This is a genomic window from Campylobacter felis (assembly GCF_030250085.1).
Taxonomy (GTDB): Bacteria; Campylobacterota; Campylobacteria; order Campylobacterales; family Campylobacteraceae; genus Campylobacter_D; species Campylobacter_D upsaliensis.
On the sequence record NZ_JANURX010000022.1, the window covers coordinates 1 to 13,255 of the forward strand.

The window sequence follows — 13,255 nt, forward strand, 5'->3', positions numbered from 1 at the left end:
CATTTGCTGTTTTACCTATCTCTCCTATGGTTTGAAAATCTTTTGTCCCTTCAGTCCTTCTAAAGTCATTAAGAACAGTTAAAGTTCCGCCGTCATTGATGATACCCTTTGTGATTGTGCCTTGATTGTGGATAGTGGCGGTTGCACCAGTTGCGTTTGTAACCTTATCAATCGTTCCTCCACTATTTGTTAAAGTGAGTGTTACTGTGCCATTATTTGTAATGACTTTCATAGTGCCTGAATTTGTGATATGACTTAAAGTTCCATTATTATTAGTGATGTTTTGCATAGTGCCTGAATTATTAATCGCTTCTACGCTTCCACCTGCTTGAATAGTAATGTCATTACTTATCGTTCCGCCTTGCTTATTTTCAATTGTTCCTACTTTATTGCTTAAAGTTAAAGTGCTATTAAAAGTTCCAGAATTGCTGATTGTTCCTACTTTATTGCTTAAAGTTAAAGTGCTATTAAAAGTTCCAGCATTGCTGATTGTTCCTACTTCGCCTTTTAAATCAAGCGTTCCGCCCATCGTAGAATTTGCATTATTTGAAATGCCTCCTAGTTTGGAGTTTTGTTCTAGGGTGATTTGATTATTAAAATTTGCGCCGTTTTGATTAACGATATTGCCACTTACATTACTTGTTCCTGTGATGTTGATAGAACCTGTGCTAGCGTTAGCGCCTGAATTAACGATATTGCCATTAATAGTCCCGCTATTGATAGTTAAGGTTTGTATTGTTTTGCTATTAGTGATACCTCCATTAATAGTCCCGCTATTGATAGTTAAGGTTTGTATAGTGCCGTTATTATTTCTAACGCCTTGTTCGATTTTACCTCCTTGTTTGACAGTGATAGTATTTATTTTTCCGTTTGGATCTCTAAAATTAATACCGCCATACGCAGACCAGCCTACAAGGGTGCCTTCGATGTTTAAAGTCTCGATACTTGCATTACCACGCATAAGCACAGAGCGCATGCGTCCTCCTTGTTTGAGATCTATAGTTCTTATCTTAGTACCTCCTTTGAGATGAAACCCTGCAACATTTCCGCTATTAATATCCACTTGATTTATAGTTGTGCTTTGTGTATCAACCCAAGAGTCTATAGAAGCACCCTTTTGTATATCAAGTTTATTAATGTTTGTGAAATATAGTCCTAGAGAAGTACCACGATAAGGGTTTTTTTTGTCTGTGATCACATTTATGGAGGAATTTACTATTAGTGTGGCGTTGTGATGTCTATTATTTATAATTCTATTGCTGTTAGTAATGGTAATAGTTTGGGCATTTAAATCTACTGTAAGTAAGCCTATGAAAATTAAAGAACTACAAGAAAATAAAGTAAAGCCTTTTAAAGCTGGAGTTACCCCCCCCACCCCCCCGCAAGAATAAAATGTTTTTTCATAACTAAATCCTTTCTAAATAAGATGAAAATAATCGTAATTATAAGGAAAAAATAATGAAAAGTAAAGAGAAATTTGAAAAATCGTTTTTTTTTTTTTTTGTAAAATATGGAAAAATGGGAGTTTTAAAGGGGTAAATGGAGTTAAAGTGGTGGTTAGAGGCAGAATCGAACTGCCGACACGCAGATTTTCAGTCTGCTGCTCTACCGACTGAGCTATCCAACCACAATGAAAAATGTAATTCTATCTTTTTAACTTTAAGATAAGTTTAAAAATTCCAAATTTATTTTATACTTTTTAAAGTTTTGATAAGATAGAATAAAAATTTTTAGCTTGAAAAAGAGGAATTTTTGAAACAATTTGGACTAGATAGACGCACCTTTAAAATTTTTCTCGCAGGATATATCATCATCGCTTTTTTTGGTGCGATGCTTTTGAGTTTTGAGTGGGCACATACTAAGCCTATATCCTTTATAGACGCTTTTTTTACCAGCACTTCGGCTGTGAGTATGACGGGGCTTGTAGTGAAAAACACGGCAGCAGATTTCACACTACTAGGGCAAATCATCATCTTAGCGCTTGTGCAAATTGGCGGCTTGGGCTATATGGGGATAGGGCTTTTTGTCTATATACTCATACGCAAAAAGGTCGGCTTTAGTGGTAGGAATTTACTTAAAGAGTCTTTGCTTTATCCCTCAATGGACGGCATTTTTAAATTTTTTAAAAAAGTCTTGCTTTTTATTTTCATTATAGAGCTTATAGGCACGGTGCTTTTTACCCTGCGTTTTGCTTTAGAGATGAACTTTACTAAGGCTTTGTGGTTTGGCTTTTTTCACGCGGTTTGTGCCTTTAATAACTCAGGCTTCATACTTTTTGAAAATGGCTTGCTTCACTATAAACACGACCTTGTGATTAATCTTTTGATTACTTCTTTAGTGATTATTGGGGGGCTTGGGTATTTTGTGGTGATTGAGCTTTATTTCTTTCAAAAAAAGCGTTTGCAAAGCCTTAGTTTGCATACGAAAATTGTCATTTTTGCGACCATTTTTTTCATCATTTTTTCTACACTCATCACTTTTATTTTCGAATATTCTAACGCTAAAAGCATAGGGGAATTTTCCTTTTTTGACAAACTTTTGGCGTCTTATTTTGCGGCTGTGAATTACCGCACTTCAGGCTTTAATACTTTAGATATTGCAAATTTTAAAGATGCGAGTTTGTTTTTTGGCTCTTTGTTTATGGTGATAGGAGGAGCGCCTGGAGGCACGGCTGGGGGTATGAAAGTTACAACTGTGATGGTGCTTTTACTCTATGCTTACTGGACTTTGAGAAATGGGCGTGTGAGAATGTTTGGCTATGAAATTCCGCAAGAAACGATTAATAAGGCTTTTATCATAGCCGTTGGTTCGGCTGTTTATATAGTCGTGGCGGCGATTTCTATCTCCTTGCTGGAGACGGATTTTAAATTTATCGCTTTATTTTTTGAGACCTCTTCTGCTTTTGCCACGGTGGGACTTTCGGTAGGAGATGGGGGGACTCTTTCTTTATGTGCGAAATTCCACGATACAAGCAAAATTATTATTATCATTATGATGATAAGCGGTAGGATAGGCGTTTTTGCCTTTTTTCTTTCTGTGTTTAACCAAGATAAGGCTATACATTTAAGATACCCTCAAGGCAGGGTTAATTTATAAAAAGGATAGAGATGAAAAATTTAACTTATGGTGTGATAGGACTTGGAAAATTTGGCTCTGTGGTGGCGGAGGAGCTTTTAGCCGCAGGGCATACGGTGGTGATAGCCGATAAAGATGAAGAAGCGCTTAAGAATATACAAAATAGCGTTAATTATGCTTATATTTTAGACTCGACAAATGCCACCGCGCTTAAAGAGGCGGGCTTTCACGACCTTGGGGTTGTGATAGTAAGTATAGGGGAAAATGTGGAAAAGAGCATTTTAACCCTAATGGCACTTAAAGATATAGGCGTTAGCAACATCATCGCAAAAGCCACTTCTAACATACACGGACAAATTCTTTCAAAACTGGGTGCGACTAAGGTGATTTACCCTGAAAAAGAAAGCGCAAAAAGACTGGTGAAGGAATTTTTGGTGCAGAGTATGGATTTTGAAGTATTTGACCTCTCTTCTAATACTATGCGTGCGGTAAAGATTATTGTTGATGATAAATTGGCAGGAAATTCACTCAAACACATCGCTCAAAATATGCACTTAGTCGCTTATAAAAAACTCAATAGCAACTGGGAAATTTTGCCCGATTTAGAGACCATTACGGCTTTTTCAGGTGATGTTGTGATTTTACTTGGCACAACTAAAGAGTTAAAAGAATTTGAGCATTAAAAGACAAATTCGCCTTTAAGCAAGTGGTGTTTAACCTCTCCTTTAAGTGTATCCTTGCTATAAAGGGAGTTTAGAGGAGCTTTTGTGCTTACATTTTCGTCAAATAAAATCAAATTTGCTTCTTTGCCCTCTTTGATTTCTCCGCTGTTTAGCTTTAAAAACTTGGCTGGATTGAGGCTTGTCGCTTCGCATAATTTTTCCCACGATATAAAATCATTTTGCACTAAAAAGCTATAACAAAGGCTCACATACTCGCAAATGCTGTGAATTCCAAACGCCGCTTCATCAAAGGCTAAATCTTTTAAATTTGAAGACTTAGGGCAGTGCATAGCGCTTAAAAAGCGAATTTTGCCTTTTTTAAGGGCATTTTGTAAAAAGGCTCTATCCTCTTCGCTTCTTAAGGGAGGTTTGATTTTCGCGGCGGTGTTAAAATTCTCACAAGCATTTTCATTTTTAATAAGATGATGTATGCTTACCAAAATCGTCTCATCGGTAGCGATCTTAAGGGACCTTGCAAGACTTAAGCAATCATATATAACCTTACTTTGATAAAAAGCGGCGATTTCTTTTAGTTTTGCTACTTCGCTACTTTCTGCAACCTCACTCATACCTATAAGCCCTAATTTAGAGCTTAAAAGGCAATCATTCATCACGCCATTATCGTCAAAATCTTCATTTAAGCATTGTGCAAAAATAGGCACTTTTTTCATCAGGGCGTATTGCATAGCGATTTTAAGGATATTTACATTAAGTTTGCTTTCAAGCTCCAAAGCCACAGCGCCTTGATTAATCATTGAAGCGATATTTTTAAGCGGTTCTTTAACCTTAACGCTAGAAAAAATTTGTAAAGTTCTGTGTGATAAATTTTGCAAAAATAAAATAAAAGTTTCTTCATCAAAGTCCATCACATCACGCAAAAGTATAGTGCTAACTCCGCCTTTTAAGCACTCTTTTTCCAAAAGATCTAGGTGATTGAGCGAAAATTTGTCATTTTTAAGATAGACACATAAATCGATAAAAGAGGGCAAAAGCGTCAGCCCCTTAGCGTCAAAAATTTCTTTTTCTTGCAAATTTTCGCCTATTTTTTGTATGAGTCCTTGTGAAATTTCAAGGTCTTTTAGCTCTTTTCCATAAATTTTTGCATTTTTGATAATCATTTTATATCCAATCTTTTTGTTTTAAGAGTTTTTCTACCGAATTTCTTACGCTCTCACCTTGTAAAATGCTTACTACTTCGCTTACTATGGGGGTGTAAATTTGATTTTTTTTAGCCAATTTTTCGATAGCAAAAGCCGTTTCAACGCCCTCTGCTACTTCGCCAAGCGTTTGTAAAATTTCTTGCAAATTCTTACCTTGCGCTAACATTAAACCTACGCGGTAATTTCTTGAAAGCATACTTGAAGCTGTTAAGAACAAATCCCCAGCCCCGCTTAACCCTAAAAAAGTCTCCTCTTTTGCCTTAAAAAATTTGCCAAAGCGGTGCATTTCGATTAAGCCTCTTGAAATGAGACTTGCCCTTGCATTATTTCCAAGCTTTAAGCCATCGCATATCCCACTAGCTATAGCAAGGACATTTTTATACGCTCCGCAAATTTCAGCCCCTCTTACATCATCATCAATATAAGTTTTGATAAAGGGAGGGAAAAAATTTGCAAATTCCTTACAAAGGGCTAAATTTTTACCATTAATCATCAATGCAGTTGGCAAGTGCTTTTCTACCTCCGCAGCAAAGGACGGACCGCTTAAGACGCAAATTTGATTTTCATCTAAAAATTCCATAAAAATTTCATCTAAAAATAGCCCCGTTTTAGCCTCAATCCCCTTAGACGCAATCAATACTTTTGCATTTTGATTTTTAAAATGCGTTTTAAGCCAAGTATGCAAGGCTTGAGTACTTAAAGCAAAGATGAGATAATCGCATTTTAAAGCTTCTTTTATGGGGATAAAATGAGGCATTTCTCTTGGAGTAGGAGAGCTTATAAAGCAGGTATTTTTCGTGTTTAAAGCGTGGTATAATGCACTTCCCCATTTTCCAGCACCGATGATGGCAATTGAACTCATTTAGCACTTTCTATTGATTTTATTTTATTTTATCCTTTTTTCATTAACTTTAAGCAAAATAAGGTAAAATCGCACTAAAAAGGATTTTTATGCTTATTTTTGGATACAAATTTATAAAAGCTCCAAGTTTCATTTTTACAAAAGAAAATTTTAGTGATGTAAAGGGGGCGATTTTTTGTTTTGATTATGATGAAAAATGTATTAAAGAAGCGAAAAAAAGGGGGGTTAAATTTGCCATTTTCATTAAGGATAAAGATGAAATTTTTCTCTCTAATGCTTTGGGGGCGGAATATTTAATTTTTAAAGATGAAAATTTGGCTAAGTTTGGTGCAAAGGCGGCGGAATTTTATTTATTTGATAGTAAAATTTTAGCACTCGTTAAAGAACTTTGTCATTTAGAAAAATACTATGAAATGGGCGTTGATGGCGTGATTTTAGAAAGTTTTATCCATTTTAAGTCTTAAAGAATTTAAAACCACAGCTAAAGAGCTTAAACTCATCATCAAAGCGGCTAAATGTGGGCTTAATGAAAGACTAAAAGCCCCCGCTGCAAGAGGTATGCTAAAAAGATTATAACTAAAAGCCCAAAAAAGATTAAGCTTGATGATGTGTTTTGTCCTTTTTGCCAGATGAAAACAAAGCTTAATGAGGGTCAAATCTTCACGCATTAAAATAATATCGGTATTTTGCTTTGCTAACTCACTTGCCTCGCTAAAACTTATGCTAAGGTCTGCTTTTTGAAGTGCGGCGGCGTCATTTAAACCATCGCCTATGAAAAGAATTTTGCATTGTTCTTGTTCTTTTTGTAAGAAATTAAGCTTATCTTTGGGGGTCATTTTAGCGTGAAAGTCGATTTGTAATTCTTTGGCTATTTTTGCTACGCTTTTTTCATTATCTCCGCTTAAAATCACGCTTTTAATGTGTTGTAAATTTAAAAAGTTTATTAGCTCTTTTGCGTCTTTTTTAAGGGCATTTTGTAAGGCTACACCTCCAAGACATACGCCATTTTTAGCAAAATAAACCCTAATGGGTGCAAATTCATCGCAAGTATTTAAAAATTCTCTCGTTTTTTCTAGTTCTTTTGTGTCTTTAACTAGCTCTTCATTGCCTATGAGATAGGTATTTTCGTCCTCTTTGTAAATAAGCCCCTTGCCGATTTGATGAGTGATTTCGCCTTTTAAGGTGCTTTCTTTTGATTTTTTAGCGATAGCTTTTGCGATAGGGTGAGAACTTTGAGTTTGAATTTGAGCGAGTTTAAGGAAATTTTCTTCACTTAAATTATGCTTAAAAACGCTTAGTGTATTCTGCGTGAGTGTGCCTGTTTTATCAAAAAGCACAAGTTTGATTTGGCTTAAAATTTCAAGCGCGGCAGGGTTTTTAAGCAGGATAAAATTTCTAGCTCCCTTTTCAAAGGCTAGAGCTAGAGCTAGAGGTGTGGCAAGTCCTAAAGCACAAGGGCAAGAGATCAAAAGCACGGCTAGCGCGTGTAAAAAAGCCTTTTCTAAATTTGGTAAATAAAATAGAAAAACTAAGAGGGCTAAGATGAGGATAAAGCCCACAAAATAAGCCGAAATTTTATCAATCAAACGCATTAGGGGGCTTTTAAAAAGACTCGCCCTAAAAACAAGGTCTTTAAGCTGCTCTAGGGTGCTATCCATAGCCTTTTTGCTTGCCTTTAGCTTTAAATTTCCGCTAATGATCATCGCCCCAGCCTCTATACTTTCTCCAGCTTTTTTAAGCACAGGCATAAATTCGCCATTTAAAAAGCTCATATCCACTTCAGCCCTGCCCTCTAAAATCAGCCCATCGACAGGACTTACTTCATTTTGAGAAAGTAGCAAAATATCATCAGTTTTGACAAAAGAGCTAGGAAGCTCCTTAATCTCGCCATTTTCAAGTAAAATTCTTGCCTTTTTAGCCTCTAAATTTTGGAGTTTGTTTTGGTATATTTGTGCTTTATTTTTAGTTTTTTCCTCGATAAATTTACCCAAAAGCACAAAAGAGACAATCATCGCCGCCCCGCTAAAATATAAATGCTCCCCAAAAAGCCCAAAATACACACACAAAGAGTATAAAAATGCACTTAAACTTCCCAAAGCGACTAGGGTATTCATCGTCAAATTTTTATGTCTTAAGCCCTTTAAAGCACTGAAAAAGAAGTCAAATCCGCAATAAAAAATCACAGCGAAACTTAAAATAAGTTGAAGATTGTAAGAAAAAGTGTTAAAAACAAACATTTCAAAAGCCATAATGACAGAACTTAAGATAAAAGCAAATAAAAGCTTAAATTTAAGGCGTTTTAGCTCTTTTTGCTTTGCATTTTCTATATTTAATTCATCTTGTAAGATACTAAAGCCTAGTTGAGAAATTTTATCTTTTACGCTTTGTTTTGCTGTGTCATTTTTAAGTAAAAAAACTCCACTCATATTTGTGTAAGAAATGCTAGCATCCTCCACGCCCTCAAGCTTTCTTGTAGCATTTTCTATGGCATTTGCACAATTTACACAGCTCATTTTGCCGATTTTAAGTCTATATTCTTCCATTAAAGTTGCTCTAAAAGTTCAAAACCTAGTTCGTTAAGTTCTTTTTCAAAATTTTCTTTATCTTTTTCTTGTAAATTGACGCTTAAAATTTTAGCCTCAAGGTCAATTTCAATCGCACCAAAGGTGCTTTCTAGTGAATTTTTGATGAGACTTACGCAGCTATTGCAATTCACATTAGCGACTTTAAATTTCATTTTTACTCCTTAAAGCTTGTATGGTCGAATGTCCTATGTGAAATTTCTTAAGTAAATTTTTTGCCAAATCTTGCGATAAAAGCTCAAATTCATCAAGGCTAACAAGAGGCGTTTTAATATGCATAGTCGCCACTAGCATTTCATTAGTAATTTGCGTAATGTGTAAGTCAAATACCTCTTCAACTCTTTCATCCTCTAAAATCATAGCCCTAACGGCATTAATATCAATAGGAGAGCTTTCAAGTAAGATATTTGCACTTTGTTTAAGTAAAATCACAGCCCAACGCAAAAGTAAAAAAGCTAAAATAAGTGCTAAAAGACTATCAATATAAAAAATTCCACTCAAATACACAGCCACTCCACCCACGACAACCACAACAGAGCCTAGTAAATCACTCATCATATGGTAAAAGGCGGATTTGATGTTAAGATTATCCAAATTTGCATTTTTAAACATCAAAAAAGCGTTAAAGGCATTGACTAAAAGTCCCAAAAAAGCAACGATAATCATAGTCTTAGCGTCAATTTCTTCAGGGTAAAAAAGCTTATAAATACTCTCATAAATGATAAAAATCGCCGATAAAATAATACTTAAAGCATTAATAAAAGCAACCAAAACTTCAAGGCGAAAATAGCCAAAGGTTTTTTGCTCATTTTGCCATTTTTGCACGGCAATTAAGGCAAAAAGACTTAAAGCTAGAGCAAAAACATCCGAAAACATATGCAAGGTATCGCTTAAAAGAGCTAAGGAATTTGAAAGCAAGGCATAGACAAATTGCACGAACATCATCGAGGCAGTCATCATTAAAGAAATGATTAAAATTTTCTTATCCATAGTTCTTACATCGGCGTGATTATGAGCGTGATCGTGCTTACAAGCCTTTAATAAAGGCTGATGTGAGAGATAATCATACATTTTGATCCTTTTGCTAAATTATAAGCAATTTTTACAAAATTTCACTAACAATTAAAGAAAATTCTATAAAATTTCCTTATGAATAAGGAAGATTTTGTCATTAAGGCTTTTAAAAATAAGCTTAACGGAGATGATGGTGCCGTGCTTGGAAAATGGTGCTTTAGTAAGGATTTGTTTGTCCAAGATGTGCATTTTAAACGCTCTTGGCTAAGTTTAGAGCAAATCGCTACAAAAGCTATGCTAGTTAATATCTCAGATGCCATCATTATGAACGCCGTGCCAAAATACGCTCTTTTAGGACTTAGCTTGCCAAATTTAAGCAAAAAAGAGCTTAAAAATTTGCAAAAAGGCTTTTTAAAAACGGCGAAAAAATTCAAAATCAAAATCATAGGCGGAGATACGATACAAAGTGATAAAATAGGCATTAGCATTACTCTCATATCCAAAGTTAAAAAACCTGTGTTTAGAACAGGGCTTAAAAAAGGACATTTGCTCGCTTTTACAGGCAAACTAGGTCAAAGCTTAGAGGGGCTTAAAACCCTGCAAAATGGGGGGAAGCTTCCTAAAAATCACAAATTTATTAAGCCTAAATTACAACCTAAATTTTTTTATGAAATCGCCCCTAAAATCTCTTGTGCTATGGATATTTCAGACGGCTTAAGTAAGGATTTATCACGCCTTTTAAAATGTAATCATTTAGGCGTTTCTTTACGCAAGAAATTAAGCAAAAAAGAGCTTTATAGCGGAGAGGAATATGAAATTTTATTTGGCTTTGATAAAAAACACAAAAAAGAACTTAAAAAAATCGCCAAAAAACACAAAATCAAACTCAATATTTTTGCTAAAGCAGTGAAAGGAAAATATGAATTTAAAGGACGAGAACACCATTTTTAAGCCCTTGCGTGTGTTAAGACATAGTAAAATTAATGCGTATTTTAGTAAAAATAGCGAAGATTTTGTCGTAAGGGAAAAACCGCTTTATGAGTTTAGTGGGGAGGGGGAGCATTTGATTATCCAAATTTGCAAAAAGGACCTTAGCACAAACGAGGCTTTGCGAATTTTAAGCGAATTTAGTGGGGCTAAAATGCGTGATTTTGGCTATGCTGGGTTTAAAGATAAGCAAGGATGCACCTTTCAGCACATCTCTTTACCTAAAAAATTTGAAGCAAAACTTAGTCATTTTTCCCACCCTAAAATGAAAATTATGCAAAGTTTTATCCATAATAATAAGCTAAGAATAGGGCATTTAAAGGGAAATTCCTTTTTTATCAGGCTTAAAAAAGTGCTAGCTAGTGATGCGCTTAAACTAGAACAAGCCCTAGAAAATCTTAATCAAATGGGCTTTGCAAATTATTTTGGTTATCAGCGTTTTGGCAAATTTAAAGATAATTATAAAGAGGGACTTGCCATTTTACAGGGTAAAAAGATGAAAAATGTCAAAATGAAAGATTTTTTAATATCCGCTTTTCAAAGTGAGCTTTTTAATCGCTATCTTAGCAAAAGAGTGGAAATTTCGCATTTTTCTAAGGAATTTAGCCTTAGTGAGCTAGGTGAAATTTATCACATTTCTAAAGAAGAGGCAAAAAGCTTAAAAACACAAAAGCAGTTTTTTAAACTTTTAAAAAACGAGGTTTTGGGACATTATCCTTTTGGGAAGTGTTTTTTGTGTGAAAATTTAGAAAATGAGCTTGTAAGATTTATGACAAGAGATATTAGTGCTATGGGGCTTTTAGTGGGAGTTAGGGCGTTTGAGTGTGGGGAGGGTTTTGCGAAAAATTTAGAACAAGAATTTTTTAAAGAAGGCTTGGAATTTAGGGATCAAATGCAAGGCTCAAGGCGTTTTATGTGGGGATATTTAAAAGATTTAAAATATCATTATGACGCACAAAAGGCACATTTTAGCTTTGAATTTTTCTTAGAAAAAGGCTCTTATGCAACTGTTATTTTGGACGAGCTTTTGCAAAATGAGGGTTTAGAAAGCTAAATTTTTTTAAAAAAAAGCCGATATTAAGGATACCCCACGCGTAAAGGAGCAAAAATGCAAGTGAATACTTATGCAAATGTCGCTAGCATAACGCACGCGGTTAGCAATAAAAAGGCAAATGTGGAGTCTAACACCCAAACGATGAATTTGCAAAGTGCGAATTTAAAGGATGAGGAGACTTTAGACAAATTAAATTCTCTCGGCGGAAAAGGCTTATCGCAGCTTTATTTTATGGAGTTTGCACAGCAAAGTATGAATGCCATTTTTGGCAATACTAACGCACAGGCTGGAGTGTCAAATTTATTAGGCGGCACGGCGGAGTCTATCCTTTCTAAGATAGATTTTGCAGGGCTTGGCTATATGGGAAAAAGTCCCCTAGCTATGAATCAAGATGAGCTTAAAGAGCTTGTTGGGGAGAATGGATTTTTTGGTGTCGCAAATACAGCAAATCGTATCGCGGACTTTGTGATACAAGGTGCTGGAGACAACCTTGAAAAGCTTCAAAAGGGCTTTGAGGGTATGAAAAAAGGCTTTGAAGAGGCACAAAATTTGTGGGGTGGAAAACTGCCTCAAATAAGCCAAGACACTATCAATCAAGCCCTAGAAAAGGTCAGCAAACGCATTGACGAGCTTGGCGGACAAACGCTAAATCTTAAGGCTTGAATCTAAGGCACATCTTGTGCCTTAACTTTCTTTTATCTTATAAAATCATTAATTATTTAAACTTGGAACACTTCTTGCTTTGTCCCTTTCAAGCAATATTTTGAAAGGATTTAAAATGGGTTTTAGAATAAACACAAATATCGGTGCGTTAAACGCTCACGCAAATTCAACGGTTAATGCTAACCAGCTTGACAAGTCTCTATCAAGATTAAGTTCTGGTCTTAGAATTAACTCAGCAGCAGATGATGCTTCAGGGATGGCGATAGCGGATTCTTTGCGTTCTCAAGCAGCCACTTTAGGGCAAGCTATTAATAATGGTAACGATGCGCTTGGTATCTTACAAACAGCTGATAAGGCTATGGACGAGCAGCTTAAAATCTTAGATACTATCAAAACTAAGGCAACTCAAGCAGCTCAAGATGGTCAAAGTCTTAAAACAAGAACTATGCTTCAAGCTGACATCAACAGGCTTATGGAAGAGCTTGACAACATTGCTAATACAACTTCCTTTAACGGAAAGCAGCTTTTAAGTGGTGGTTTCATCAATCAAGAGTTTCAAATAGGCTCACAGTCTAATCAAACTATAAAAGCAACCATAGGACCAACACAATCTAGCAAAATCGGTCTTACGAGATTTGAAACAGGTCAGCAAATTATTCAAAGTAGCGAAGTAGAAATGGTCATTAAAAACTATAATGGCTTAGAGGATTTTAAATTTCCTAAAATTAAAATTTCAACCTCAGTAGGAACAGGGCTTGGTGCTTTGGCTGAAGAGATTAACAGAGTAGCTGATAAAACAGGTGTTCGTGCTAGTTTCAATGTCCAAACAGTAGGTGCAAGAACTATTATGAAAGGCACAACAACTGAAAATTTCGCTATTAATGGCGTTATTATTGGTAAAATTTCTTACGAAAACAATGATGCAAACGGCGCTCTCATCGCTTCTATCAACGCTGTAAAAGACACAACAGGCGTTCAAGCAGCTTTGGATGAAAATGGCAAATTACTTCTTACTTCAGCAGATGGTCGTGGGATTAAAATCACAGGGGCTATCGGTGCTGGGGCTGGTATCGCTAAAAATATGGAAGAAAATTACGGTCGTCTTTCTTTGGTGAAAAATGACGGACGCGATATCG

At 35.6% G+C, this 13,255-nt stretch carries 13 protein-coding genes and 1 tRNA gene; 7 read left to right on the forward strand and 7 right to left on the reverse strand.

What is annotated here, in order from left to right; translation table 11 throughout:
* The coding region (locus tag NYG92_RS08725; RefSeq protein WP_289234162.1) for a hypothetical protein at window positions 1-1,375 on the reverse strand (1,375 nt) is incomplete at its 3' end.
* 176 nt (window positions 1,376-1,551) lie between these two features.
* Window positions 1,552-1,627 (reverse strand) — tRNA-Phe (locus NYG92_RS08730).
* A gap of 125 nt (window positions 1,628-1,752) precedes the next feature.
* Here NYG92_RS08730 and NYG92_RS08735 point away from each other — a divergent pair.
* Together NYG92_RS08735 and NYG92_RS08740 are read left to right on the forward strand one after the other, a co-directional pair.
* On the forward strand, window positions 1,753-3,096 hold the full coding sequence (locus tag NYG92_RS08735) for a TrkH family potassium uptake protein (RefSeq protein WP_289234163.1): 1,344 nt from the start codon (window positions 1,753-1,755) through the stop codon (window positions 3,094-3,096).
* 11 nt (window positions 3,097-3,107) lie between these two features.
* Complete coding sequence (locus tag NYG92_RS08740; protein WP_289234164.1) at window positions 3,108-3,758, forward strand: potassium channel family protein; 651 nt, start codon at window positions 3,108-3,110, stop codon at window positions 3,756-3,758.
* Here the strand turns inward: NYG92_RS08740 and NYG92_RS08745 are convergent.
* Both NYG92_RS08745 and NYG92_RS08750 read right to left on the reverse strand, forming a co-directional pair.
* Window positions 3,755-4,915 (reverse strand): amidohydrolase family protein, encoded by a 1,161-nt coding sequence (locus tag NYG92_RS08745; RefSeq protein ID WP_289234165.1) that lies wholly within the window; start codon window positions 4,913-4,915, stop codon window positions 3,755-3,757. The two genes, NYG92_RS08740 and NYG92_RS08745, sit on opposite strands and share 4 nt — an antisense overlap.
* A gap of 1 nt (window position 4,916) precedes the next feature.
* Window positions 4,917-5,819, reverse strand: a complete 903-nt coding sequence (locus NYG92_RS08750) for an NAD(P)H-dependent glycerol-3-phosphate dehydrogenase (protein ID WP_289234166.1) — start codon at window positions 5,817-5,819, stop codon at window positions 4,917-4,919.
* An 89-nt stretch (window positions 5,820-5,908) separates the two neighbouring features.
* Between NYG92_RS08750 and NYG92_RS08755 the strand changes: the two genes are divergently transcribed.
* Window positions 5,909-6,283 (forward strand): hypothetical protein, encoded by a 375-nt coding sequence (locus NYG92_RS08755; protein ID WP_270977967.1) that lies wholly within the window; start codon window positions 5,909-5,911, stop codon window positions 6,281-6,283.
* Here NYG92_RS08755 and NYG92_RS08760 read toward each other — a convergent pair.
* The 3 genes from NYG92_RS08760 to NYG92_RS08770 are packed head-to-tail and all read right to left on the reverse strand — an operon-like array spanning window position 6,254 to window position 9,472.
* Window positions 6,254-8,362: a heavy metal translocating P-type ATPase gene (locus NYG92_RS08760; RefSeq protein ID WP_289234167.1), complete on the reverse strand. Its 2,109-nt coding sequence runs from the start codon at window positions 8,360-8,362 to the stop codon at window positions 6,254-6,256. The genes NYG92_RS08755 and NYG92_RS08760 overlap by 30 nt on opposite strands.
* Complete coding sequence (locus NYG92_RS08765) at window positions 8,362-8,556, reverse strand: heavy-metal-associated domain-containing protein (RefSeq protein WP_289234168.1); 195 nt, start codon at window positions 8,554-8,556, stop codon at window positions 8,362-8,364. The genes NYG92_RS08760 and NYG92_RS08765 overlap by 1 nt, the downstream gene beginning before the upstream one ends.
* On the reverse strand, window positions 8,546-9,472 hold the full coding sequence (locus NYG92_RS08770) for a cation diffusion facilitator family transporter (RefSeq protein WP_289234169.1): 927 nt from the start codon (window positions 9,470-9,472) through the stop codon (window positions 8,546-8,548). Before NYG92_RS08770 ends, NYG92_RS08765 begins: the two co-directional genes overlap by 11 nt.
* A gap of 78 nt (window positions 9,473-9,550) precedes the next feature.
* Here NYG92_RS08770 and NYG92_RS08775 point away from each other — a divergent pair, with 78 nt between their 5' ends.
* From NYG92_RS08775 to NYG92_RS08790, 4 genes are all read left to right on the forward strand, one after another.
* A complete protein-coding gene (locus NYG92_RS08775) occupies window positions 9,551-10,366 on the forward strand; it encodes a thiamine-phosphate kinase (RefSeq protein ID WP_289234170.1) in 816 nt (271 codons plus the stop codon).
* Complete coding sequence (truD, locus tag NYG92_RS08780) at window positions 10,335-11,456, forward strand: tRNA pseudouridine(13) synthase TruD (protein WP_289234171.1); 1,122 nt, start codon at window positions 10,335-10,337, stop codon at window positions 11,454-11,456. The genes NYG92_RS08775 and truD overlap by 32 nt, the downstream gene beginning before the upstream one ends.
* A gap of 54 nt (window positions 11,457-11,510) precedes the next feature.
* Entirely contained in the window at window positions 11,511-12,119 is a 609-nt protein-coding gene (locus tag NYG92_RS08785; RefSeq protein ID WP_270977961.1) for a hypothetical protein, read from the forward strand.
* A gap of 115 nt (window positions 12,120-12,234) precedes the next feature.
* Window positions 12,235-13,255, forward strand: a 1,021-nt coding sequence (locus tag NYG92_RS08790; RefSeq protein ID WP_289234172.1) for a flagellin N-terminal helical domain-containing protein, incomplete at its 3' end; no start/stop codon positions are given.